The following is a 22,470-nucleotide window of genomic DNA, read 5'->3' as shown; positions in this document are numbered from 1 at the left end:
CCGGAACCTTTGAAACACGTACAGGAAAGTCCCTATGAAGAAACTTCTCGCTGCCACGGCCGCCACCTGCATCGGTCTGATGAGCCCACTGCTCAGCATGGCAACCCCAGCGCAAGCCCAAGCACAGTCAGGGTTTTGCCTGTCCGCGCCGGGGTTCTTCGAGCTCAACCCCTCGCCCGCTACTGAGAGTCAGCTCAAAGAGCAAGGCGTTACCCTCACTGCTAAAGGCCTCCCTCCAAACGCAATTGTCCACATAACTCTCACGCGGGGCGATCTCGTCAAGGCCAGCGAAATTTACGACAATGATGAATTGCCCCCTGATTCTCCTCTGGTTGGTTTGCCGACAGCTGATCGCGACGAAATCTGGGACGACGAAGAGATTCCCTTCAGCCGCGGCATCATTTTCACTGATGAGTCAGGAACTGCCTCCTTTACTTACGGCGGCAAAGACAACAACGATAGGAAGTTGAGGCTGCCCGCCGAGTTCGAAGAATATCGCGAGGAAATCGAAAAAGAAGCTTGGAACCCAACTCTTCTCAAAAGCAAGTCCGGCGGCCACACTGGAAGTTATTCTTTCAGAATAGCTGTCGAGGACCCAATAGGATATAACAACATATTATTTTCTCTTGCCGACAATAAAGTCTCAGCGATTTCTGAAGACGAGTACAAAAAGCAATGGGAAGACCGTCTATCAGATTTGCTGAAACCTGGCATGTCTAAAGACGAAATCAACGAGCTCGAAGAATCTTTGGAGCTTGAACGAATTAATTCCACGTCTACGCATGCCTGCAGCTCGTTCGCGGTAGGTGAAGACAAGCCTGAAACACCCGCGCCTTCGCCTAACCCAAGTGAAGACCCGACGACAGAGCCCTCGCCCACTCCAAGCGCTGAGGAAACTCCGACACCTGATCCTTCACCCAGCGACAGCTCTACCCCAGAGCCAACCCCAAGTGAAACCCCGACCTCAACACCTGAACCTTCGCCAACGCCAAGTGAGAGTTCAACGCCAAGCGAAACACCGACTCCCGAACCGAGTGAGAGCAGCACTCCGACGGCCGCATCGGAACCAAAGGAATCCACCCCTCCAACCCCGGGTGATTCCTCACCGAGCGCTATGCCGCGAACAGGCACCCACATCATGGGAGCACTCGCAGCCGCAGGCACACTCCTGGCACTGGGAACAGCCATCACCGTGCTCTCACGCCGCCGTTCACAGCGCCAGTGATAACCACAGCCCACGGCCACTGATGCAGTGACGGGCCTGAGAGGGGCCACACCAAGCCCCTCTCAGGCCTGTCACGCTCGACGGCATGACGCACGCTGCCCACCCGGGGCGTCCGCTGGCAACCGCCGCTGTCCCAACCGAAACGACGCTTTACAGCAAAAGGCTTTGTCACATTGCAATCTGCCGATTCAGCTTCCACTTCGAAGCTCATCCCTACTTGCAGATCCTTTTTGCGCGCGCTCCTGTCAATACTGAGCTGTTTTACGGTTCTGGCTGTCACCGCATGCGGTTCGAACACGGCCACTGCACCCAACTCAACCGGCACTGAATCTGCTGCGAAGTCCCCTCTGCAACTGGGCGTTGAAATTGTCAGCGAACACCCGTGGGACTCAAGCAGCTTCACCCAGGGCCTCGAGGTTGTCGATGACGGCAGCCTGCTTGTTGGAACCGGCATGAACGGCAAGTCGCGGATCTACCACACAACGGCAGATGACCAGCAGACCAACAACCGACCGCTCCCTGCCAAGTTCTTCGGGGAAGGTGTGACCCAGCACAACGGCAAGGGCACCTCGTCTGTTTGGCAGCTGACCTGGCAGCAGAACGTTGCGTTTATGCGACACCCAGACACGTTAGAAGTCATCACCACCAAGACCTACGAGGGTGAAGGCTGGGGTCTGTGTTCGGACGGGGAACGACTGGTGATGAGCGACGGGTCGGCCACCTTGACGTTCCGAAACCCTGACAGCTTCGATCCTGAGGGCACTGTTGACGTAACCCTGGAAGGAAAGCCTGCACGAGGACTCAATGAGCTGGACTGCGACCCAAGCGCAGATCCGCAAGGTTCACCCGCAGTGTGGGCTAACGTCTGGCAAAGCGACGATATTTACCGCATCGACCCACACAGCGGCGAGGTTACAGCAGTTGTCGACACACAGGGCGCTTTTAAGGCCGCGCGCAGACCAGGTGCGGACGTCCTCAACGGAATCGCCAAGATTCCAGACACCGACCGTTACTACCTCACGGGCAAATACTGGGACACCCTTTATGAGGTTCGCTTTGTCCCGGTAGGCGATTAAGTGGTGCTCTCCACCTCGTCAATCGACAGAACCAAGGGCCAGCCGCCGCACCTCACTGCGGAACAACTCCGAGGTGTTTCGTTCCCAAGCGTGCGGCACGCACGCCGTTGAGAATGACGACGATTTCAACGAGTTCGTGGACAAGCACTACTCCGGCGAGGTTGAGCAGCCCGAAGATCGCGATCGGGAAGAGAGCGAGAACCGTCGCCAGCGACAGGGCAATGTTGACGGTCATGATCCTTCTGCCGCGGCGCGCATGCAAGAGCGCAGCCGGGATCAGCCGCAGATCGTGCCCCGTCAGGGCGATATCCGCTGATTCCACAGCAGCTGCCGACCCAGTGGCGCCCATCGCAATCCCAACCGTTGCCGTTGCGAGCGCGGGAGCATCGTTGATGCCGTCGCCGACCATCGCGGTTGGCTGCTGGTCATTGAGCCCGGCAATAGCGTCGGCCTTGTCAGTGGGCAGCTGCTCGGCACGAACTTGGTCTATGCCTGCTTCTGCTGCGAGCGCCAGCGCGGTGCGGCGGTTGTCGCCGGTGAGCATGATCGTGTCGACGCCATTTTCGGCCAGAATCGAGATGGTTTCTTTGGCTTCTGGCCGCAGTTCATCGCGTACTCCGATCAGGCCAACAATCGTACCGTCGGCTTCGACCACGACAACTGTCATACCGGCTTCGGCAAGCTCTTCTGCGGCAGCACTGAGACTGCTTGGATCAATCCAACGCGGGCTGCCCACCCGAACATCTGTGCCGCCAACAGTGCCGCGGATGCCGTGTCCGGCATCTTCACTGATCCCCGTCGCCGCTGGAGCTGCTGGTACGGCTTCGACAATGGCCGCAGCCAGCGGATGTGTGCTTGTCGCCTCGACCGCGGCGGCCCACGCCAACACCTGGGTCTGCGTGGTGTTCGCGGCAGTGCGGACTTCTGCGACTTTGGGGTGCCCTTGTGTCAGTGTGCCGGTTTTGTCGAAGGCCACCTGGCCCACGGTGCCGAACTGTTCAAAAGCAGCGCCGGATTTGATGACCACTCCGAGTTTGGATGCCGAACCGATGGCGCTGATGACAGTCACCGGCACTGCTATGGCAAGTGCGCACGGCGATGCTGCGACCAGCACGATGAGCGCGCGCTCAACCCAGGTCCACGGGTCACCGACGATGAAGCCGAAGGCGGCTACCAGGGCCGCGGCTATGAGCGAAATGGGCACCAGCGGCCTAGCAATTCGGTCCGCAAGCCTAGCCCGTGAACCCTTGCGCGCGTGCGCTTGTTCTACGAGGGCCACGATCTGTGTAAGCGAGTTGTCACACCCGTCCGCAGTCGCCTTGACCACGAGCGAACCCGAGCCGTTGACGGTGCCGGCTGTGACCTCATCGCCTTCAGCAACTGCGACAGGAATCGCTTCGCCGGTAACGGCACTAGCGTCAATATGCGACCGGCCTTCGAGAATCAATCCGTCGGTGGCAATCCGCTCCCCCGCGCCGATGATCAGCCGATCGTCTTCTCGAAGGTCGGCTACGGGAACCGTGTGCACTTCATCGCCGTGCACCACCCGGGCCGTCTGGGGAACCAGGGAAAGAAGCTCTCGCAGGCCTGCCTTTGCGCGATCCATCGCGCGATCTTCCAGTGCTTCGGCGAGTGAGAACAGGAAAGCGAGGGCGGCCGCCTCGGCGACGTGCCCGAGGGCGACTGCGCCGACTGCTGCGATGGTCATGAGCAGGCCGACACCGACTTTGCCGCGCACTGCTCCCCTGAGCGCACCGGGCACGAAAGTCCATGCGCCTGCCAGCAGAGCGATAGATTCCAGGACCGTCGCCAGCAGCGTCTGGCCCGCAAGGCCAAGAGCAAAGCCGACGATGAGGAACAAGCCTGAAATTGCCGACGGAAGCAGGGCGGGGTCACGCCACCACTTCGGGGCCGTCTCTATTTCCTCACCGGGGACGATGGGCCGGGCAGGTGTTTCTGTTCTGCAGCACACGTCGCTCATCGGGCACTCCTCATCAAAGCTGGACATATAAACGACTGCCTATATGTCCAGCTTACAATATAAAAGCCCCTGCTTATATGAGGGGATGGTCCGCTGCGCGCTTTGCCGACTGGCCAACGGGATCAGTGCGCCATCCTGCCTGGTCACACGCTTTGTCCCGATAGAATGGAAGCGGTACGCGAGCCCTCACAGATGTCGGCAACTACCACCGGCATCCGCCCGAGAGCTGGCCGAATTCGAAAGAATGGAAACGCAATGACGCAGACTCCACACACGCCCAAGAGGAATCAGAAGCTTCTGAAGAGCAAAGCCGACTTCAATCGCGAAGACCTGGCAGCGTTCTTGGAAAACTTGGCCACACGCATTCGCGCAGGCGATATGACCCTCGGCACCGGCGAAGGTGCGGTGTCCATGGAGCTTCCTGGAACATTTCGCACGACAATGGAAGTGACTGATTCGCACCGACGTCGCGGCATTGAGCGCGAACTTGAGCTCGAAATCGAATGGCTTGTCGATGACACCGGCGCGCCTGTCGATGAGGACGGCCAGGCTTCGGGCTTCGCAGTTTCCTAAGCGGTCGAAGCCACCGGGCCGCGCGACGATGCGCTAAGCGGCTTTGCTTGCACCCCGTTTGCATCGGGGCGCACCTGTCACTCCGGCCGCGCGGTCGAGCCGACCAGATGGGTATTGACGATGCCGACGGCTTCCATGAGCGCGAACATCGTCGTGGGTCCGACAAACACGAAGCCTCTCTTGCGCAGCGCCTTGGCGAGAGCTTTTGATTCCGGCGAGGTGGTGGGCACCTCGTCTGCCGTTCTCGGGACAGGCTGGACCTCCGGCTGGTACGACCAGATAAGGTCAGCTAATCCCTCGTCGGCGCGCAGATCGAGTGTTGCCTGCGCGTTGGTGATTGTGGCGTCGATTTTGCGCCGATTGCGCACGATCCCGGCATCTGCCATCAGGCGTTCCCGGTCTGCGTCGTTGTATGCGGCAACGATTTCAGGATCAAAGCCGTCAAAAGCCGCCCGGAAGTTCTCACGTTTGCGCAGAATCGTCACCCATGACAGGCCTGACTGGAACGCTTCCAAACTGAGCCGCTCGAACAAGCCCTGCTCATCCCTGACCGGCCGACCCCATTCCCTGTCGTAGTAGTCCCGCAGCAGAGGGTCCGAGGCAGCCCATGGCGGGCGGATGATTCCATCGTCGCCGATGACAAGAGATTCATTCATGCGGCTGGCCTCCTCGAAACTGCTCCGCGATGGGCTGAAGATAGAAGCCCGAAGCTCGGCAGGCCGCAAAGGCGCACTGCAGAATAAACGAACGGCGCAGGCAGCGAACCTGCCTACTCATAATGAGTCCACATTCGAAGGACATGGACGATGCGTTCTTGGGCGTCAACCTCATAGACAAGGCGATGCTGGATATTGATTCGCCGCGAATAGCAGCCGGCCAGATCTCCAACCAGCTTCTCAGAACGCGGTGGCGCAGCGAAGGGATCAGCGGCAAGCACCTTCAGCAGCGACTGTGCTTTTGGCTTCAATCCGGATGAGGCCAACTTTTTCGCGTCTTTCTGCGCCTGCCGTGAATAGACCAAGCGCCAATCAGTCACCAGTCAAGCTCTTCCGACGCCGCACTGATTCCTTCAGCCCGAGCCGCACGGATCGAGTCGGTCATCCCTGGAATTGAGGCCAAAAACAGGCTCTCCTGCACCGCCCGCCAGTCGTCCTCACCTACCAAGACCGCATTACCGCGTTGACCCGTGATGGTCAGCGGCTCGGACTCGCTGTTGACCTGATCGATCAGGCGATACAAGTTGGCGCGCGCCGAGGTGACACTCACAGCAGTCATGTCATCAACACCTCCAGAGTGATCGTACGCTTTTACGTACGTCCCGGCAAGGGGTTGATAACAAGGCACCGCCAGTCTGCGCCCCTTCAAGAGCACTCACCCTAATTCAGTCAAACCAGTTTGACACTGTCGAGATCATCGTTGTCATTTTTGGAGATTTGGCGGTGGCCAACGCCAATGCGCTCTGCAAGCTGAGCTTATGTTGAGCTGACTTTCTCGCGCAGGTGCTCGTCAGACCTATCGTTAACCAACGGAGTGTTCTCTTTGTACCAGCGTTGCCGGATACTACATCTCGTCAATAACCAAAGTTCTCTCTTCAGCCACGACCAGCACCTCGACCCCCTTGAGGGCTTCACTGAGGACGTCATTGACAACCCACTCGAGCGAATCAAGGGCGTCCTCTCCCCCGCTGACGGCTTCAGCCTCGCAGTCATTCACCCGGATGAGCGCGGCCCCGCCGATGGGCACAACGCCATCATCGTCAGAGCCGTGCTCTTCAACAATTCGCGCCCATGCGGAATCCAGCGCGTTCGGCGTGATGACACGTACCCGAACCCGGTAGGCAAGGTCTTGAGTCGTGTGCCGGTCAAACCAGTCGTCGGACACTTTCCAGATTGTCATGGTTCAAGTATCAAACTGAGCAGGTGAGGTCGCAATGAGCGTGGCGCTTCGTTGCTCAAAGGGCACAACCACCACAGACCACCCGGCACAATATGCCGCCACTTCCAGTCGGCGTACTCCACAAGATACCCACTGCACCTAGCGTCTAACCTAATTTCGTATTACGATTAAGGGCATGAAGACCATCAAAGGAAAGCCAGTCAGCGAAAAGCAGATTGAGGCTTGGGCAGCCGAAGCAGAACGCGGCTATGACGTGGAGACCCTGCGCTCTCGGGGGCGCAAACCTCGTGACGAGGCGGCGGCAAAGGTTGTCTCTATTCGCCTCTCGCCCAGCGAAATTTCTGATCTGGATAACTATGCCGCCGCCCACGGCTGGTCGAGATCTCAAGCAATCCGCGAAGTATTGAGGAACGCAATCTAAGGTGGAAGTTCACCGGAGCGCAACAAAGCACGGCATAGAGCCGGCAGATTCTGTGATTGCAGCAACGTCCGGCTGCGCTTTCAAGGCTCCACTTGACGACGAGACCCCTCAACGAGAGCTTCGCCTCGGATTCGACAACTCAACACGACTGCTCGAGCTGGTTGTCCTTATTTGGGACGACGGATCAGAAACCGTCATTCACTCGATGAAGGCTCGAAAACAGTACCGGACCCTGCTCGACTAATCGCCAAGATAGCCAGGAGCTCCATTGTCTCCTGCACTAAACTCGCACTCATGGAACTCGTGACATACAGGCACGATGACGCGCCCACTCGAGAAGAGCTTGTTTCGCTCTACGGTTCCGTCGGCTGGACAGTCTATACGCGCACCCCCGAACGGCTCGAAGCGGCGATTGGTGCTTCACTTCGGGTCGTCACAGCGAGGGTGGGCGACGAACTCGTGGGACTCGCCCGCATCGTCGGCGATGGGCTCACGATCGCCTATTTACAGGACATTCTCGTGCGGCCGAGCCACCATCGACGCGGGATTGGCCGCGAGCTCTTCTCGCGCGCATTCGAGCCCTACGACGAGGTGCGCCAAAAGGTGCTCATGACCGACTGCGGGCAGGCCACTCGCTCGTTCTACGAAGCCATGGGCTTCACTGAGACCCACGACCTCGGCGAACTCAGCGAACAGGCGCGCGTTTTTGTGCACTTCAGCTGAGCGGACTTCACTCGTCGAAAACCAGCTCGACGGACTGAACCCAGTGAGTTAGTGATTCCAAAGATGGACGGCATCGTCGCCCGACAGTATAACTAGGGCGGTGCCGGACAAAGCTTCCTCAGCGGCGCGGATGCGATTGCCATCGGCAAGGAAGGCCATGCCGGCAAAAACCCGAACCGCCCAATTCCTCCTTCCATCCGAGCCATGCGCACCACCATGTCACTCATGCCAAACGGCTCCACCCACACGAAAAGGGCGGCCCCGGCGAACTCCGGGGCCGCCCTCAAGCGGCCATTCAGCCGATCAGCCAAAAGCTGAACGACGCACTCGGCTACACGTTAAACCGGAACTCGACCGCGTTCCGGCACTGAGAACCATCGCGTTCACTGGCGTGCGTGCCGTTGATGCGCTCGCCGGCCAGCCAGCGGCTGAGCACGTCGATCCACATGCCCAGAGGACCGATTCAGCCAAGAATCGCCTCGCAGGCGGTGACGATCGCCGATGCGGCACTGATTGCTTCCCTGACGTCCTGGAGGGTCGCCGTCGGCTGATCATCACTGGGATACTCTGTCGCGTTGCGCACTTGGCGCATCCATTCGAACTCCTCGAGTGCAGCGTCCTCGATGAACTCGGCGGCGGCCACTCCCGTGTTCCGATGGGCTCCGCCAACCGGGCGCACCCGCAATCCCTTCGTGGCCAGAACGGCGACGAGCGCCTTGCGCGCAGCGTCGTAAGCCGCCGTGAACGCCATGGCCTGGTCATCGGAGCCGGCCAGCGCCTCAGCGGTGCGGACGTGTTGTTTCGCCATCTCGATCACCGTCACCGCATAATCCCTGTTTACCGCGACCCTCTCCAGCCGTCGGCTCGCGAGCATCCGAGCGATGACGTCAGACATGAAGATTCCCAGTCATCACGTCGAAGCTAGGGCGTGAACGCAACGTCGCCACGAACGGCGTCGGGTCATCCGTCTCCCATTCCTCGATGGACAGCCTGGTCACGTTCACCGGCACATCGAGTCGCTCTCCGACCTCGGAAGCGATCGCCACCAACACCCGGCGCGGAGCAGAACCCAGGACAAGGACATCGATATCGTTCGGGAACTCCCCTGCCTCGCCGGCTCGTCGGGCTGCCCAGGATCCGTAGATCAGTACGCGCTCGATGCCCTCCACACCATCGAACTGCTCACGGAGAACGGGCACGGGCCCATAGGTGGCGTCGACAATCTCGCGCATGGGCCTGAACAGCGGATGCTCGTCATCGGCTCGCACAAGTCGATTGCGCCCTTCATGACGGTCCCGGAGAATGCCGCTCTCCACGAGCCGCCCCACCTCACGATGAACCACTGGGCCACTGACGCCGGTGCGGCGGCCGAGCTCAGCCAGTGAGAACTCCCGGTCGGGATGACTCAGGGATTCCGCAAGGATCGCCCCGACCGCGTCGGAGCGCACGAATGGAGTCAACTGCGAGCCAGGAACCTTCACAAAACGTGAATATATCTTCCACTTATGGGAAGTGTCAACGGTGCGCGTCAGACGTTGAACCGGAATTCCAGCGAGTTCTGGCACGTAGGACCCTGCAGCCAGCGACTACCAAGCCCGCCCGCGCAGGTCGACGTCTCCGTCAGGCCATGTCTCGAGCGGGGCGATTGGCAGGATGAGGATCGGCGGGCCGAGCTCGCCCACGACAGATTCGCCATCACGCCCGATCGACTTCTCGCGAGCAAGAATCCTCTTCCAACCACACGACTCGTAGAATGGGACGACTTGCTCTCGACAGCCCAAGTAGCCGAACGCGAGGCGACCGCGATCGCGCATCGATTGCGCTGCCCAGCTCATGAGTTCGTGCCCGAGACCCATCCCTCTCGCGTCACCGGAGATCAAGACACCGCCGACTCCCGCGATCGCGAGGGTCTCCGTACCGACAGCGATCTCGCGGCGTGCCCATCCCACGTGGCCAATGACGCGGCCTTCGATCCGCGCCATGATGTGGACATCATGTGACGCGTAGCCGTATGGCTGTTGCGGATCCCACTCTCCGAACTCCTTGAGATACTCGCTGTCGAACAGCTGTCGAAGCCCACGCAGATCGGCCTCAGTGACTTCCTGGTGGGCGAGGACCTCGATCGAATGACGCTTCACGCGTCCACATTCCAAGGGTCCACGAGTTCGACGCCGGTGTGCTGAAAATCCTTCACATTGCGCGTAGCGCAGGTTGCCCCGTGTGCTAGGCAGATCGCGGCGATTTGGGCGTCGGCGGTACTTATCGGCGCGCCTGCGGCCTCTCGCGACGCGAGCACCTCCGCGTATTGCTTCGCCGCGTCAGCATCGAAAGCAAGCAAGGACTGGCTCGCCCGATACGGCGCTACTGCTTCCTCGATTCCATGCGCCAGCTCGTCTTTGCGTCGGCCTTCCGGGAGCTTTCGGACACCGGCAAGCAGCTCCGCAAGAGTGATGGATGTGATCGCGACGTCACCGGTCAGCGCCACAAGCCATTCGACGACACGAGGCTCCGGCGAGGGCCGAAACATCTCCGAAATGATATTGGTGTCGAGGACGATCATTCGAAGTACGCCGCCCTTGCAACATCGTCGCGCGTCGGAACCGGGAGCTCCTTGACCCCACCGACTTCCCGCGCCACGCCCAGAAGAGCCATGCCGATGTGCGGCCGTCGAGCCGCCTTTGTCAGGATGTCACGAACCTCGGCTTCCATGGACCGCCCGTTCTCCTTCGCCTGAGATGCGAGCTGTTGCTTCACGTGGTCATCGAGACCACGCACGATGATAGATGCCATCAGAGCCACCTCCTTGTGCTATCAACAATGATTGCTGCGATGGTGCAATGCGGGAACCAACAACCGGAAGCACTCAAGAACGATGCCTACGCTATAACTTCAATAGCAAGTAGGCGGCACGAACACGTTACACCGCGAGGTTACATTCACTCACGCGACCTGCAGTGGAGTAATAGCAGCGACCGTGTTCTTCAGAGCGCGACGCTTCAACCGCAGCTCGTAGTTCGACTGCAGATTCATCCAAAACTCCTCGGACGTCCCGAAATACCGCGCCAGTCGTATCGCCGTATCTGCAGTGATACCTCGCTTGCCATGCACGATCTCGTTGATCCGACGAGGCGGCACCCCGATCGAAACGGCAAGCTTGTTCTGCGTAATCCCGAAACCCTCGATGAAGTCCTCCAGCAGGATCTCTCCCGGGTGGATCGGCTCGATCAGGTCGTCCTCAGTGGTAGTCGACGAGTTCGACATCTTCTGCACCTCCATCTCTCCAGATGAAGCAGATACGCCATTGCGCGTTCACTCGGATGCTGTGCTGTCCACGCCGGTCGCCGACGAGACGCTCCAGCCGGTTCCCGGGCGGGATTCGCAGATCATCAACGTCCTTCGCCGCGTGAATCAGCTCGAGCTTCCGCATGGCCGCCCGCTGCACAGTCCGGTCAATACGCTTGACGTACTGCTCATGCCAGATGCGCTCGGTGTCCTTGTTGCCAAACGATCTGATCACGGCGTGATTTTATAACGGAGACCATCAATAACGCTACACGTTAAACCGGAATTCGACCAAGTTCAGGCACGTTCCAACCTCTGTCACCGGATCCGCACAGCTGGTTGCCCGGTGATGTCCGTGTGTACGTTCACGCCTCCGCAGATGTTCGCTGGATCAGCGTGATCAACGACTGCGCCAGAGACGACACCTGACTCGATTCACGATCCCAGTCGACCTGCCCCTCGCCTAGGTACTCGCGAGCGGCAGCAAGAAGCAGATCCGCCCCAGCGGGATCGACGCGCCTCGCCGCAACAGCTGCCGCCTGATCCTTGGCGACTATCGCTCCGGTCTCCACGGTATGAAGCGCACGCGCCAGCGTCAGAAGAACATTGCGCGGCTCGCCATCCAGATCGTCGACGAGCGCCGGCAGTGCAGCCAGTTGCGCGTCCTTCAGGAGCGCGAAGGGCACATCAGTGACCAGAGTGTCCAGCGCCGCCCCGTGCAGCACCCGGTGCGATGCCAAAGCTGTCGCCAGCAGGATCACCACATCCGGATCGCGCTCCGGCTCGGACACATAGCCCTGGACGAAGTCGCCCCTGAGTCACTCCCCGAACTGGAAGTCACGCCACGGCGCAGCGACCAACGGCTTGAGGTCAGCCGTGACCAAGCTCGTCACCTCAAGCGGGCGACGGCTCGCGACTTCCGGGAACGCCTCGGCATGCCCCTTCCACCCCGAGAGCCCGAGCAACGTGGAGATCAACGATGCCCGATCTTGAGGCGTCAACGATCTGCGCGTCACCAGCAGCAGATCTACATCGCTCTCCGGGCCGAGACCCGTCGACGTACTGGAGCCGTAGAGGTACACCCCGACGATCCCGCCGGGGTCGATTGCGAGCACTCTGTCGAGAACAGTCCGGATCAGATCGTCCATATCAGTGAAGGCTACGTGCCAGAATCCGCTCGGCAGCATGGGTCGTTTCGTTCCAGCCGGAAACGCGGCGCTCAGATGTTGAAGTGAAACTCACCCACACGGGAGAACGACTCAGACACCCTTCTGACCAGGGTCATTTATACATTGAACCTGAACTCCACCCCCAGTTCCGGTACATGCAGCCATCACAGGCTGGCCAGCCGTTCAAGCCGATGTTCGATGAGGGCCTGAGCCCGATCGCATTGGTTCAGAAGCCGATCGCCTTCATCGACACGCTCATGTAGGGCGATGACGGGCCCGGCGTCGGCCTCTTGGAGGGCAAGCTCACCGAGGTCGGCCAGTTCGGCGGCGGCGGCCTCCTGCTGCTCATGGTGGTGGGTGCGCAGCAACTCGAGCCGGCTGGCGCGCTCACGCCAGTAGGCCACACGGGATTGCCGATCGAGAGAGGTCCGACCCTCCATCCAGTCCCGCAGCTGAGCGCCGATGACGTCGTCGGGGACACCAGTGGCGATCTGACCCTCATCAGGGTCAGGCAGGTCGGCGGGCACATGCGACAGGAGGACGACAGGCGTGGTGCCCAGCGCCACTGCCAGGGCGACGAGGTCGTCGACCGTGGCCGGTGCCTCTCCGGCTTCGATGGCCCGGATGTCGGCCGATGTCATCCGGTGACCGAGATGCCGGACCGTCTCGGCCAGTTCGTCGACGGTGAGTCCAGCGGCCTCACGCTGGTCAGCGACGGCCGCGGAGACAGCGAGCGAAGTCGGAGGAAGAGTCGGCATGACACCTCAGTGTAGAAGCCGGTACAGACATCTGCTCTGTTCGGAAATGAGTGGAAGCCGGGGAGGTCGCCAGGAAGAAGAATGAAGGGCAATGCCGAGCCGCAACGGCATTCCGGAGATCGGCCCTGCGGGCCGGTCCAGGCCTCAAGAGGCTGAAGTGCGCACCGGCCTGCGGCCGGCTGGTTGGTCAGAAGGAAGGGAAGCAGGGGGCTGTACCCAGTGCTGGGTACAGACGTTTCCGCAGGTCAGAGGGGGTGGTTGCCTATTGGCGTACCCAGCTTGTACCCAGTAGCAATTTTACTGGGTACAGGTGTTTGCCCAGGTCAGAGCATGTATTTAGGGGTGTTGCACCCAATGTACCCAGTAAAAATTGGTTACGCACACACATGCACGCATGTTTACGCTCCGCAGGGTATCCACATCGTATTTTCCAATTAGAAAACTCTTCCAATTGGGTACATTGGGTACAGAGGAGTCAAACACCCGCTCTGACCAGGCATTATGCCTGTACCCAGTGGATTCTCCGCTGGGTACAGCATTGCCGCGGAGTTCCGCCAATACCGGGGCTGACCAGGGACTGTGCGTGTACCCAGCACTGGGTACACGGGTCAGATGATGGATCACTCCCCACCTCCTGACTGCCCAACCCGCCCGGAGGGTCCGCACTCCCCCGACTCAGGCCAAGCCCAGCGCCCGCAGGGATCGGGGCCCACGTCGCAGCGGGCGGATAGAGTCCGGGGCTCCAGGAATCACTCAGCCCCTTCGGTGTCCAGTTGCGCCAGCGCCTCCTGCGCATCGATGGCTGCCTGGTAAGACTGCATGTACTCGTCCTGAAGCTGACGCAGGCGCAGTTCATACTGCTCGATCTCCCGCTCCAGCTCGATGCGACGCAGGGTCGCCTGGTCCTCTGGAGCAACCATCGGCTCCAGCGGCAGGTCGAGGATATGGGCGATGTACACCGCCTCGTTGAGCCGGATCGCCCGATCTCCCGACTCCATCTTCGTGATGGCTGTCGTGTTGAGCTCACTCCCCTGCAGCCGTGAGAGCAGGCGGGCAAGCCCAGCCTGCGTCATGCCGGCGGCTCGCCTCTGGTCACGCAACCTGCGTGCGAACAGCTCTTCGGGCGTCTGTGACATCAACTCATCCTTCGATCGTTACCGTCAATCTGCTCTAATCGCATGTTGCATGACCGAGAGTTGCTCAAATCGGTGCTTGTTGGGTATGATTGGGGCAAGGCTTCACCCGGATGGTGGAGCCGAACCAGGCACATGCCAGAGCGGTGAGCCCTTCGATGGGCGACGCGGCCGGGAAGTCGGAACCGGACGGAGCTCGACCCCGCAGGATGCGGAGAGCAGTCGAGACATCTCAGCGATAATCACCACTATTGAAAGGTTCCGACTAATGTGCACGACCCCATCGACTCCAGACCGCCTCTACTCCGTGCGTGAACTGCAGGAGCTGGGCTACGGCTCGAAGAATACGATCCGTCGGCGAATCGCCGAGGGCGTTGTCCCCGCTCTCATGGTTGCCAACACCGTGAAGATCCGTGAGACGGACCTGAAGTATCTCGCCGTCCCCATCAACGCCGATCAGGCCACGGCATGAGCACCGCCGCGCCTGAGGCCCGGCACGGGCCACTTTCTCGGAAGACGACCTCGACGCCTCGAGGGGTTAATACTCATTTTGTGTGTACAGGATAGGGGTCTTGGCCAGTAGTCCGTAGGGCTTCAGGGATGTGTACATGCTCTGAAAGCATGCGGGGTGACCGGTTCTAGGAATCAGCCCCGATGTGGTGTATGCGCAAACAAGCTCGTCAAGAACGGTAAGACCACCGCTGGACGGACGCGCTGGCGCTGCAAATCCTGCGGCGCTTCGACAACCCAACACCGGCCGGATATCACCCGGCACGCTGAGTTCCAGGCGTTCTTGTCCTGGCTGTCCGGTCCTGCTGGGATCAACCGGCTCGACGTGAGCGCATCGACGTTTAGACGCCAAACGGCTTGGTGCTGGAACGTCACACCGACCATCGTGCCGACTGGCGAAATCCATCACCAGATCATGCTCGATGGCACCTATTTCAACGGCTGGTGCGTCCTCATCGCTCATACCGGCTGCCATGTCATCGACTGGCAGTGGTGCGACCGGGAAAAGCTCGCCTCCTGGACAGCGCTACTGGCCCGGATCCCGGCACCGGCCTACGCGATCGTCGATGGCAACGGGCCGTTGCCGAAGGCTTTGAAGAACTGCTGGCCGGATACGAAGATCCAACGCTGCTTCTTCCACATCCGTAACGCCGCCCACCGGCATCTGACACGCACACCGAAACTGCCAGCCAACCAGCAACTCCTAGCCCTGTACAAGGCCCTTTCCACCGTGAGCAGCCTGGATGAAGCAGCCGCCTGGACGGCCTCGTTCCTCAGCTGGGAAGCGACCTGGCAGACGTTTCTCAATCACCGCACCTACGCCAGGAAGAACACACCCCGGCCAGCGCACGCGAATCCGAACCAGAAATGGTGGCACACCCACATTCGAACCCGACGCGCACACAAACTGATCACCGGGCTCCTGGCCGACAACGAACTGTTCACCTGGCTAGATCCCGACGCACCGAAACCTGTTGCTGCGACCACGAACCCGTTAGAAGGCGGTCCGAACAAAGCAATCAAGGACTTCCTCAGACACCACCGCGGACTCACCGCCGACCATGCCCGCCGCGGCGTCGACTGGCTGCTCTACCAGCACACCGAACACCCCGCGACCCCTGGAGCTTCGTCACCGAAGCCCACTGGAACCCGCCCAGAACAAGGCCACAAGCCCCTACCGATGAGCTCATCGGGCCAGCCGCCTACGACACCGCTTTCAGCTACGAAGACGGCATCGGAATCCAACAAGGATGGGCCGGCAGACACCACTGACACGCCGAACCCATACACACATTTTGAGCATTAACCCACCGGTGAGGTGGACTCCACCACGGCCGACGAGCCGAGGGCCACGACCTATGCGGTCTCCGTCCAGGCGTGGTCGCCGTACCTGGAGGTCTGGACGGTCGACGGCACCGAGGTCACGCACGACAAGATCAACTGCCTCGGGCAGAAGGACTCGGTGGCCGGGACACTCGCCGACAGCTCGATCAGATGGGAGGGCAATAACCCGATGCCGGGTGCCGGGCCCACGTCACCGACCTCGATCGAGGTGACCGACGACAGCCTGCACGTCGTCGGTGAGCGGGAAACCGCGGTGATCGACCTCGAGGGCCAGAAGGAGCAGCACATCGACAAGTGCAAGGACGCCGGCGAGACCGTCGGGAAGATCGTCTTGGGATGAGGGGTGCTCAACAGGGTCTACCCGATGGGACAGACAGCATGACCCCTCGAACCCCGTCCAAAGAGGTCGGGTTCGGGGCCCTTCGACACAACTGATTGAGAGGTCTAGAGATGAATGGACAGAAAAAGGGCCAGACGGTCGGGTACGTACGAGTCAGCGCCGCCGACCAGAACGAGGCACGGCAGGTCGAGGCCATCGGCGAGGTCGACCGGCTGTTCGCCGAAAAGGTCTCGGGGAAGAACGTCGACGACCGGGCGCAGCTCGAGGAGATGGTCGCCTACGTCCGCGACGGCGACGTCGTCCGAGTGAAGAGCCCGGACCGGCTGTCGCGCTCGACGACCGACCTCCTCTCGCTCGTCAAGGAGCTGCAGGGCAAAGGCGTCGCCGTCGAGTTCGTCGACAGCCCGGAGCTGAACACCGACACTCCGCAGGGCGAGTTCATGCTCACGATCCTCGCCGCGGTCGCCCAGCTTGAGCGGGCGACCATCAGGGAGCGCCAGGCCGAGGGCATCGCGATCGCCAAGGCGCGTGGCGTCTACGAGAGGGAGCAGAAGCTCACCGACGGGCAGATCTTCAGTGCGCGTGAGCTCATCGCCCGCGGCGTGCCGAAGGCGGCGGTCGCACGAGAGCTCGGCGTCAGCAGGCAGACGCTATACACGGCGCTGGCCGGCGAGGGCAAGTATGGGGTCGATCAGACCCACAACGAGATGGAGCGGGAATGAACGACATCACGAACCAAATCCAGCGCTTCGACCGGCTGCGCGAGCGCATCGACACCGCGGGACTGGCGCAACAGGTCGTTCGCGAGGCCACCGAACTCGGGCATACCCAGACGTTCACGGCGACGCTGTCGGAGGACCTGTGCATCGAGGCCGCCGCCGAGATCGGCCTCGACGGAAGCGTGGAGGCCGTCACGATCTACCGTTCGGAGGGCGGACAGCGCGTGGATCCGGCCGCGGTCGACCCGGGCAGCGGGCTCTGGCGGGCGATGGAGGTCTGGTAGGAACGGTTCCGCACCACGTGGACCGAATGAGCGTCCCGGAGGGACGCCGCAGGGCTGTAATAGTAGCTGCGGCCAGATCGGCTTCTTTCTGCGGTCTCCAGGCTGAGGCTGAGCACCGCACCCTCGACGTGGTGAGGGTGCGGTGCTTGGCTGACTCAGGCGTGCTCATTGACGAGGCGGACGAAGCGGTCAACGTAGTTCTGGAGGAACTCGACGGTGCGCTCGGCTGTGATTCGCCCCGTATCGTCGATCAGAGTCGGTGACTGGCCAAGGAAGACTTCGGGTTGGCCGAGGGTGGGCATGTCGAAGTAGGACAGGGCCAGGCGCAGGTTCTTCTGGGAGCTGTAGCCGCCCATGCGTCCGACGGAATGGCTGATGATCCCGGCCGGGAGATTCTTCCAGGCGACGTCGCTGTTGGGCTTGGAGCCGATGTCGATGGCGTTCTTCAGGCAGGCCGGGATGGTGCGGTTGTTCTCGGCGGTGACGAACAGGACCCCATCGGAGGCCTTGATGGTCTCGCGGAACCGCGTGTACTCCTCCGGCGTGGCCTTGTCGGTGACCTCGGGGTCGTCGTAGTCGAAGTCATAGAGCGGCAGGTCGCGGATCTCGACGATGCGCGAGTCATAGCCCTCGGGGAAGTATGTGATGGTCTCGTGGGCGATCTTGCGCGCGTAGGAGCCGCGGCGCAGGCTGCCGACGATCACGGAGATGTTCTTGGTCATGTGGTGCCTTTCGTTTGGGAACAGGTTGGTCGGTCGACGGGTCTCAGAAGTCCCAGTCGGCGTCGCTGGTGTCCTCGCCCTTCCCGATGACGTAGGAGGATCCGGACCCGGAGAAGAAGTCGTGGTTTTCATCAGCGCTCGGTGCCAGGGCGGCGAGGATTTCCGGATTGACTTCGGTCTCTTCCGAGCTGAAACGTGCAGGGTAGCCGAGGTTCATCAGTGCCTTGTTCGCGTTGTAGCGCACGAACACTGCCACGTCGTCCATCAGCCCCAGCGGCTCGTACAGTTCACCTGAGTAGGCGAGCTCCAGCTCGTAGAGGACTTCAAGCAGCTCGTAGGTGAACTCGCGCATCTCGTCATGCCGTGCAGAGGACTGAGACTCGATGCCGCGCTGATATTTGTAGCCGGAGTAGTAGCCGTGCACGGCCTTATCCCGCAGGATGAGGCGGATCATGTCCGCGGTGTTGGTCAGTGTGGCGTGCACGGAGAAATGCAATGGCAGGTAGAACCCTGCGTAGAGCAGCAGTGAGGACAGCAGAGTAGAGGAGACCTTCCGTTTGAGCGGGTCGTTGCCGTAGTAGTGTTTCAGTACCATTTTGCACCGCTGCTGAAGCAGGTCGTTGTCCACGGCCCACCGGTAGGCGTCGTCGATCTCCGGAGTGCTCGTCAGGGTGGAGAACACCGAAGAGTAGGACCGGGCGTGCACCGACTGCATGAACGCGATGTTGGTGTAGACGGCCTCTTCGTGTTCGGTGCGAGCATCCTGGATCTGACAGATCTCGCCGACTGTGGCTTGCACCGTGTCAAGCATCGTCAGCCCGGTGAAGACACGCATCGTGAGAGTTCGTTCCTTCTCGGTGAGCCTCTGCCAGGCGGGGATGTCGTTGGACAGTGGCACCTTCTCGGGCAGCCAGAAGTTCGCGGTGAGCCGGTTCCATACCTCGAGGTCTTTCTCGTCGCCGACGCGGTTCCAATTGATCGGTCGCAGCCTGGCCAATGGGTCGTGGCGGTATGCGGGCGGGGTCACCGAGGTCTCGGAGAGCGGGCGGGTGGGGTTAGTGGTCGTCATGCGGGTTCCTTGGGTATGGGCTGGATTGGGTCAGAGTGTGCAGGAGACGCAGTTCTCGATCTCGGTACCTTCGAGTGCTGGTTGGCGCAGTCGGATGTAGTAGAGGGTTTTGATGCCTTTGCGCCAGGCGTAGATCTGCGCGCGGTTGATGTCGCGAGTCGTGGCAGTGTCGCGGAAGAACAGGGTGAGCGAGAGCCCCTGGTCGACGTGTCGGGTGGCTGCGGCGTAGGTGTCGATGATCTTCTCGTAGCCGATCTCGTAGGCGTCTTGATAGAAGCCGACGTTGTCATCACTCATGTGCGGGGCCGGGTAGTAGACGCGGCCGAGCTTGCCCTCCTTGCGGATCTCGATCTTCGCCGCGACCGGATGGATCGAAGCGGTCGCGTTGTTCACATACGAGATCGAACCGGTGGGCGGGACGGCCTGCAGGTAGGCGTTGTAGATTCCGTGCTGTTTCACCGACTCGCGCAGCCGTTCCCAGTCCTCGCGGGAAGGGATGGTCACGCCTGCGTCTGCGAATAGTTCGCGCACCCGCTGAGTGGCGGGTTGCCAGTCATGTTGGGTGTATTTGTCGAAGAAGGAGCCGTCGGCGTAGGTCGAGTCCTCGAAGCCGGCGAAGGTCTTACCGCGCTCAATCGCGATTTGATTCGATGCGCGGATCGCGTGATAGGTGATGGTAAGGAAGTAGATGTCAGTGAAGTCAATGCCTTCTTCGCTGCCGTAGTGGATGCGCTGGGAGGCGAGGTAGCCGTGCAGGTTCATCTGGCCCAGTCCGATTGCGTGGCTGGTCTCGTTCCCGTTCGCCACGGATGGGACGGCATCGACGTTAGTCTGGTCGGAGACACTGGTCAGTGCCCGCACCGCGGTCTCCACGGTCGACCCCAGGTTCGAGGAGTTCATGGCCTGAGCGATGTTGAGTGAGCCGAGGTTGCAGGAGATGTCTTGGCCGATTTCCTGGTACCCGATAGCGGAGTCGTAGGTCGAAGGCGTGTTGGTCTGCAGGATCTCGGAGCAGAGGTTGGACATGTTGATGCGACCTGCCAGCGGATTGGCACGGTTGACGGTGTCTTCGAAGAGCACATAGGGGTATCCGGACTCGAATTGGAGCTCGGCGAGGGTCTTGAAGAACTCCCGGGCGCTGACCGCGTTCTTTCGAATCCGCGGGTTCGCCACGAGCTCGTCATAGTGGTCGCTCACCGACAGGTCTGACAACGGCGTACCGTATTCGCGCTGCACGTCGTAGGGGCTGAAGAGGTGCATGTCCCGGTTCTCCTTGGCCAGTTGGAAGGTCACATCCGGGATGACGACGCCCAGGGAGAGGGTCTTGATGCGGATCTTCTCGTCGGCGTTCTCGCGCTTGGTGTCGAGGAAGCGCAGGATGTCGGGGTGGTGGGCATGCAGGTAGACCGCGCCTGCGCCCTGCCTAGCGCCAAGCTGATTGGCGTAGGAGAACGAGTCCTCGAGGATCTTCATCACAGGCACCACGCCGGAGGCCTGGTTCTCGATTCGTTTGATCGGAGCACCGACCTCACGCAGGTTCGACAGCAACAGCGCCACGCCCCCGCCACGCTTGGACAGCTGCAAGGCGGAGTTCACGCTGCGACCGATGGACTCTAAGTTGTCCTCCACCCGCAGCAGGAAGCAGGAGACCAGCTCTCCGCGCTGGGCCTTCCCCGCGTTGAGGAAAGTCGGCGTCGCAGGCTGGAAGCGACCGGAGAGCATCTCGTCGACCAGCCCGGTGGCCAGTTGCTCGTCGCCCTGACCGAGGTAGAGCGCGGTAGCGACCACCCGTTCTTCGAACCCTTCAAGATAGGTGGTGCCGTCGAAGGTTTTCAGAGCATACGAGGTGAAGAATTTGAAGGCTCCCAAGAAAGTGGCGAACTGGTGCCCCACGGAATGGGCGCGCTCGTGCAGTGCGCATAGAAATTCCGGGGTGTAGGCTGCCAGGAATTCGGACTCGTAGTAATCGTGGTCCACTAGCCACTCCAGGCGCTCGGCCGCCGAGGAGAAGACCTTGGTGTTCGGGACCACATGCTGGCGGAGGTACTCGGCGGCGGCCTGACGGTCCTTGTCGAACTGGATCGAGCCGTCGGAGGCGAACAGGTTCAGTTCGGCATTGAGCGCGTGGTAGTCCTTCCGCGCTCCGATGCCGGTGCGCACGGGAACCTCTGAGGCGATGGTGGTCATGCGGTTGTCCTTTCGTTGTTGACCTGGTCCCAGAAGCGGGACAGGCCGGTGTTGACGGTGTCGATGTCGCGCTGGGTTCCCAGCAGCTCGAAGCGGTAGAGCTCCGGCACCTGGCACTTGCGCGCGATGATGGGCCCGGCCAGGCAGTAGTGCTCGCCGAAGTTCGTGTTCCCCGCGGTGATCACCCCGCGCAGCAGAGCGCGGTTGGCCGGGTCGTTCAGGAAGGCGATCACCTGCTTCGGAACCGCACCCGCCTGTTCCCCGCCGCCGTAGGTCGGCACGACCAGGACGAAGGGCCGGACCACCCGAATCATGCCCTCCACCCGCGGGCGCAGCGGGATGCGCACAGCCGGCCGATCAAGCTGCTCGACGAACCGGCGGGTGTTCTCCGAGACGCTTGAGAAGAACACCAGATCCGGCGACTGGTCCGGCGCGAGTTCACGCACCGGTGCCGGGCCTTTGGACGGTGTCAGCATGGCGGACCTCCTCGCTCTCGGCTCGTGGCACACGACGCCACCAACCACTAGATGTTGTACCCCTCGGTGTTCAGGGTGTCGTATCTAGTAGTAACACTGTTGCGACTCCCTTGTCTACGCCACGCCAAAGTTTGCAACTACGCTCTGCCGAACATTACGCTGTGGGGGTCGAGAGGAGGAGGCATGGCAGAGCGCGACGAGGGTGCATGGATGGAAGCGATCGCCCTGTTCCAGTCAGCGCGCGAGGGCGAGCACGAGGCCGCCGCGCAACTGCTGCGCACAACTTCGGACCCGGAGGCCGTGGTGCTGAGCCTGCTGCGGATGCTCCGGGTCTACCTGCGCGGGGAGGAGCCCGAGAAACTCGACCGATTCATCGACGCCTCCCACCGCGCCGGCCCACCGCCTGCGCCCGGCGCGGGGCCTCGGCTGCCTCCGCTGGCCTGAGGAGACCTAGGTGTACTTCCCCGTGAGGTTGTGAACGCGGTCGGCTGGTGAGAGTCCCCCGATGGCGGTGTGGGCTCGGTGGTGATTGTAGTCATGTAAGAACGCTGCGTACGAATCCTCGCGAGCACTCTCACTGGC

At 61.2% G+C, this 22,470-nt stretch carries 31 protein-coding genes and 2 pseudogenes; 12 read left to right on the top strand and 21 right to left on the bottom strand.

Features of this window, described 5'->3' with window-relative positions; all coding sequences use genetic code 11:
• Positions 1–34 precede the first annotated feature (34 nt).
• Together GC119_RS10875 and GC119_RS00155 are read left to right on the top strand one after the other, a co-directional pair.
• Complete coding sequence (locus GC119_RS10875; protein ID WP_176745892.1) at positions 35–1,225, top strand: hypothetical protein; 1,191 nt, start codon at positions 35–37, stop codon at positions 1,223–1,225.
• 230 nt (positions 1,226–1,455) lie between these two features.
• Positions 1,456–2,301, top strand: a complete 846-nt coding sequence (locus GC119_RS00155) for a glutaminyl-peptide cyclotransferase (RefSeq protein WP_226829129.1) — start codon at positions 1,456–1,458, stop codon at positions 2,299–2,301.
• Positions 2,302–2,353: 52 nt separating this feature from the next.
• Here the strand turns inward: GC119_RS00155 and GC119_RS00150 are convergent, their stop codons facing one another.
• A complete protein-coding gene (locus tag GC119_RS00150; RefSeq protein WP_070776803.1) occupies positions 2,354–4,282 on the bottom strand; it encodes a heavy metal translocating P-type ATPase in 1,929 nt (642 codons plus the stop codon).
• A 255-nt stretch (positions 4,283–4,537) separates the two neighbouring features.
• Here GC119_RS00150 and GC119_RS00145 point away from each other — a divergent pair, with 255 nt between their 5' ends.
• Positions 4,538–4,855, top strand: a complete 318-nt coding sequence (locus tag GC119_RS00145) for an amphi-Trp domain-containing protein (RefSeq protein WP_070576558.1) — start codon at positions 4,538–4,540, stop codon at positions 4,853–4,855.
• Between the two features lie 77 nt (positions 4,856–4,932).
• Here GC119_RS00145 and GC119_RS00140 read toward each other — a convergent pair whose 3' ends face one another.
• The 4 genes from GC119_RS00140 to GC119_RS00125 all read right to left on the bottom strand — a co-directional run bounded on the left by GC119_RS00140 (position 4,933) and on the right by GC119_RS00125 (position 6,751).
• On the bottom strand, positions 4,933–5,511 hold the full coding sequence (locus GC119_RS00140; RefSeq protein WP_070576551.1) for a DNA-3-methyladenine glycosylase I: 579 nt from the start codon (positions 5,509–5,511) through the stop codon (positions 4,933–4,935).
• A 113-nt stretch (positions 5,512–5,624) separates the two neighbouring features.
• Complete coding sequence (locus GC119_RS00135) at positions 5,625–5,891, bottom strand: Txe/YoeB family addiction module toxin (protein ID WP_083304257.1); 267 nt, start codon at positions 5,889–5,891, stop codon at positions 5,625–5,627.
• On the bottom strand, positions 5,888–6,130 hold the full coding sequence (locus GC119_RS00130; protein ID WP_070576585.1) for a type II toxin-antitoxin system Phd/YefM family antitoxin: 243 nt from the start codon (positions 6,128–6,130) through the stop codon (positions 5,888–5,890). The genes GC119_RS00135 and GC119_RS00130 overlap by 4 nt, the downstream gene beginning before the upstream one ends.
• Positions 6,131–6,415: 285 nt before the next feature.
• On the bottom strand, positions 6,416–6,751 hold the full coding sequence (locus tag GC119_RS00125; protein ID WP_070576548.1) for an XRE family transcriptional regulator: 336 nt from the start codon (positions 6,749–6,751) through the stop codon (positions 6,416–6,418).
• A gap of 175 nt (positions 6,752–6,926) precedes the next feature.
• Between GC119_RS00125 and GC119_RS00120 the strand changes: the two genes are divergently transcribed.
• Genes GC119_RS00120 through GC119_RS00110 form a run of 3 tightly spaced genes read left to right on the top strand, consistent with a single transcriptional unit; the run spans position 6,927 to position 7,895 of the window.
• Entirely contained in the window at positions 6,927–7,172 is a 246-nt protein-coding gene (locus GC119_RS00120; RefSeq protein ID WP_070576545.1) for a ribbon-helix-helix domain-containing protein, read from the top strand.
• Between the two features lie 52 nt (positions 7,173–7,224).
• The gene (locus GC119_RS00115; protein ID WP_319643746.1) at positions 7,225–7,416 is read left to right on the top strand and encodes a hypothetical protein; all 192 of its coding nucleotides are present in this window, start codon (positions 7,225–7,227) and stop codon (positions 7,414–7,416) included.
• 50 nt (positions 7,417–7,466) lie between these two features.
• Positions 7,467–7,895 (top strand): GNAT family N-acetyltransferase, encoded by a 429-nt coding sequence (locus GC119_RS00110; RefSeq protein ID WP_070576536.1) that lies wholly within the window; start codon positions 7,467–7,469, stop codon positions 7,893–7,895.
• Between the two features lie 463 nt (positions 7,896–8,358).
• Here the strand turns inward: GC119_RS00110 and GC119_RS00105 are convergent, their stop codons facing one another.
• The 11 genes from GC119_RS00105 to GC119_RS00055 all read right to left on the bottom strand — a co-directional run bounded on the left by GC119_RS00105 (position 8,359) and on the right by GC119_RS00055 (position 14,240).
• A complete protein-coding gene (locus tag GC119_RS00105) occupies positions 8,359–8,790 on the bottom strand; it encodes a HEPN domain-containing protein (protein WP_070576533.1) in 432 nt (143 codons plus the stop codon).
• A complete protein-coding gene (locus GC119_RS00100) occupies positions 8,783–9,376 on the bottom strand; it encodes a hypothetical protein (RefSeq protein WP_070776802.1) in 594 nt (197 codons plus the stop codon). The genes GC119_RS00105 and GC119_RS00100 overlap by 8 nt, the downstream gene beginning before the upstream one ends.
• A gap of 105 nt (positions 9,377–9,481) precedes the next feature.
• Positions 9,482–10,033 carry a GNAT family N-acetyltransferase gene (locus GC119_RS00095; RefSeq protein WP_141750262.1) on the bottom strand — a complete coding sequence of 184 codons (552 nt, stop codon included), beginning with the start codon at positions 10,031–10,033 and terminating at the stop codon, positions 9,482–9,484.
• A complete protein-coding gene (locus tag GC119_RS00090; protein ID WP_070576522.1) occupies positions 10,030–10,455 on the bottom strand; it encodes a type II toxin-antitoxin system VapC family toxin in 426 nt (141 codons plus the stop codon). The genes GC119_RS00095 and GC119_RS00090 overlap by 4 nt, the downstream gene beginning before the upstream one ends.
• Positions 10,452–10,685, bottom strand: a complete 234-nt coding sequence (locus GC119_RS00085) for a FitA-like ribbon-helix-helix domain-containing protein (RefSeq protein ID WP_070576519.1) — start codon at positions 10,683–10,685, stop codon at positions 10,452–10,454. The genes GC119_RS00090 and GC119_RS00085 overlap by 4 nt, the downstream gene beginning before the upstream one ends.
• A 150-nt stretch (positions 10,686–10,835) precedes the next feature.
• Positions 10,836–11,156: a HigA family addiction module antitoxin gene (locus tag GC119_RS00080; protein WP_070576575.1), complete on the bottom strand. Its 321-nt coding sequence runs from the start codon at positions 11,154–11,156 to the stop codon at positions 10,836–10,838.
• A complete protein-coding gene (locus GC119_RS00075; protein ID WP_083304254.1) occupies positions 11,131–11,412 on the bottom strand; it encodes a type II toxin-antitoxin system RelE/ParE family toxin in 282 nt (93 codons plus the stop codon). The genes GC119_RS00080 and GC119_RS00075 overlap by 26 nt, the downstream gene beginning before the upstream one ends.
• A gap of 130 nt (positions 11,413–11,542) precedes the next feature.
• Positions 11,543–11,968 carry an aminoglycoside adenylyltransferase domain-containing protein gene (locus tag GC119_RS00070; RefSeq protein WP_070576510.1) on the bottom strand — a complete coding sequence of 142 codons (426 nt, stop codon included), beginning with the start codon at positions 11,966–11,968 and terminating at the stop codon, positions 11,543–11,545.
• 27 nt (positions 11,969–11,995) lie between these two features.
• Positions 11,996–12,325, bottom strand: coding sequence for a nucleotidyltransferase domain-containing protein (locus tag GC119_RS00065; RefSeq protein ID WP_176747328.1), 330 nt, complete (start codon positions 12,323–12,325; stop codon positions 11,996–11,998).
• A 185-nt stretch (positions 12,326–12,510) separates the two neighbouring features.
• Positions 12,511–13,104 carry a helix-turn-helix domain-containing protein gene (locus tag GC119_RS00060; RefSeq protein WP_070576503.1) on the bottom strand — a complete coding sequence of 198 codons (594 nt, stop codon included), beginning with the start codon at positions 13,102–13,104 and terminating at the stop codon, positions 12,511–12,513.
• A 749-nt stretch (positions 13,105–13,853) separates the two neighbouring features.
• Positions 13,854–14,240 (bottom strand): helix-turn-helix transcriptional regulator, encoded by a 387-nt coding sequence (locus tag GC119_RS00055; protein WP_070576499.1) that lies wholly within the window; start codon positions 14,238–14,240, stop codon positions 13,854–13,856.
• A gap of 265 nt (positions 14,241–14,505) precedes the next feature.
• Between GC119_RS00055 and GC119_RS00050 the strand changes: the two genes are divergently transcribed.
• The 5 genes and pseudogenes from GC119_RS00050 to GC119_RS00030 all read left to right on the top strand — a co-directional run bounded on the left by GC119_RS00050 (position 14,506) and on the right by GC119_RS00030 (position 17,434).
• The gene (locus tag GC119_RS00050) at positions 14,506–14,709 is read left to right on the top strand and encodes a hypothetical protein (protein WP_070576496.1); all 204 of its coding nucleotides are present in this window, start codon (positions 14,506–14,508) and stop codon (positions 14,707–14,709) included.
• A 156-nt stretch (positions 14,710–14,865) separates the two neighbouring features.
• Positions 14,866–16,019 (top strand): annotated as a pseudogene (locus GC119_RS00045) (IS1249 family transposase).
• A gap of 46 nt (positions 16,020–16,065) precedes the next feature.
• Entirely contained in the window at positions 16,066–16,431 is a 366-nt protein-coding gene (locus tag GC119_RS00040) for a hypothetical protein (RefSeq protein WP_070576489.1), read from the top strand.
• Between the two features lie 110 nt (positions 16,432–16,541).
• On the top strand, positions 16,542–17,153 hold the full coding sequence (locus GC119_RS00035; protein ID WP_070576485.1) for a recombinase family protein: 612 nt from the start codon (positions 16,542–16,544) through the stop codon (positions 17,151–17,153).
• On the top strand, positions 17,150–17,434 hold the full coding sequence (locus GC119_RS00030) for a hypothetical protein (RefSeq protein WP_070576482.1): 285 nt from the start codon (positions 17,150–17,152) through the stop codon (positions 17,432–17,434). Before GC119_RS00035 ends, GC119_RS00030 begins: the two co-directional genes overlap by 4 nt.
• A 155-nt stretch (positions 17,435–17,589) precedes the next feature.
• Here GC119_RS00030 and GC119_RS00025 read toward each other — a convergent pair whose 3' ends face one another.
• Genes GC119_RS00025 through nrdI form a run of 4 tightly spaced genes read right to left on the bottom strand, consistent with a single transcriptional unit; the run spans position 17,590 to position 21,888 of the window.
• On the bottom strand, positions 17,590–18,156 hold the full coding sequence (locus GC119_RS00025; RefSeq protein WP_070576477.1) for an NADPH-dependent FMN reductase: 567 nt from the start codon (positions 18,154–18,156) through the stop codon (positions 17,590–17,592).
• A 43-nt stretch (positions 18,157–18,199) separates the two neighbouring features.
• On the bottom strand, positions 18,200–19,225 hold the full coding sequence (nrdF, locus tag GC119_RS00020) for a class 1b ribonucleoside-diphosphate reductase subunit beta (RefSeq protein ID WP_083304253.1): 1,026 nt from the start codon (positions 19,223–19,225) through the stop codon (positions 18,200–18,202).
• Positions 19,226–19,255: 30 nt separating this feature from the next.
• Positions 19,256–21,412 (bottom strand): class 1b ribonucleoside-diphosphate reductase subunit alpha, encoded by a 2,157-nt coding sequence (gene nrdE / locus GC119_RS00015; protein WP_070576474.1) that lies wholly within the window; start codon positions 21,410–21,412, stop codon positions 19,256–19,258.
• Entirely contained in the window at positions 21,409–21,888 is a 480-nt protein-coding gene (gene nrdI, locus GC119_RS00010) for a class Ib ribonucleoside-diphosphate reductase assembly flavoprotein NrdI (RefSeq protein WP_070576471.1), read from the bottom strand. The genes nrdE and nrdI overlap by 4 nt, the downstream gene beginning before the upstream one ends.
• Before the next feature lie 183 nt (positions 21,889–22,071).
• Here nrdI and GC119_RS00005 point away from each other — a divergent pair, with 183 nt between their 5' ends.
• Complete coding sequence (locus GC119_RS00005; RefSeq protein WP_083304252.1) at positions 22,072–22,332, top strand: hypothetical protein; 261 nt, start codon at positions 22,072–22,074, stop codon at positions 22,330–22,332.
• A 6-nt stretch (positions 22,333–22,338) separates the two neighbouring features.
• Here GC119_RS00005 and GC119_RS10990 read toward each other — a convergent pair.
• Positions 22,339–22,470: pseudogene (locus GC119_RS10990) on the bottom strand (IS481 family transposase); the annotation flags it as partial.

It is taken from the genome of Brevibacterium sp. Marseille-P9724 (assembly GCF_902500275.1).
Lineage (GTDB): Bacteria > Actinomycetota > Actinomycetes > Actinomycetales > Brevibacteriaceae > Brevibacterium.
This window is presented reverse-complemented; position numbering and strand designations above follow the sequence as displayed.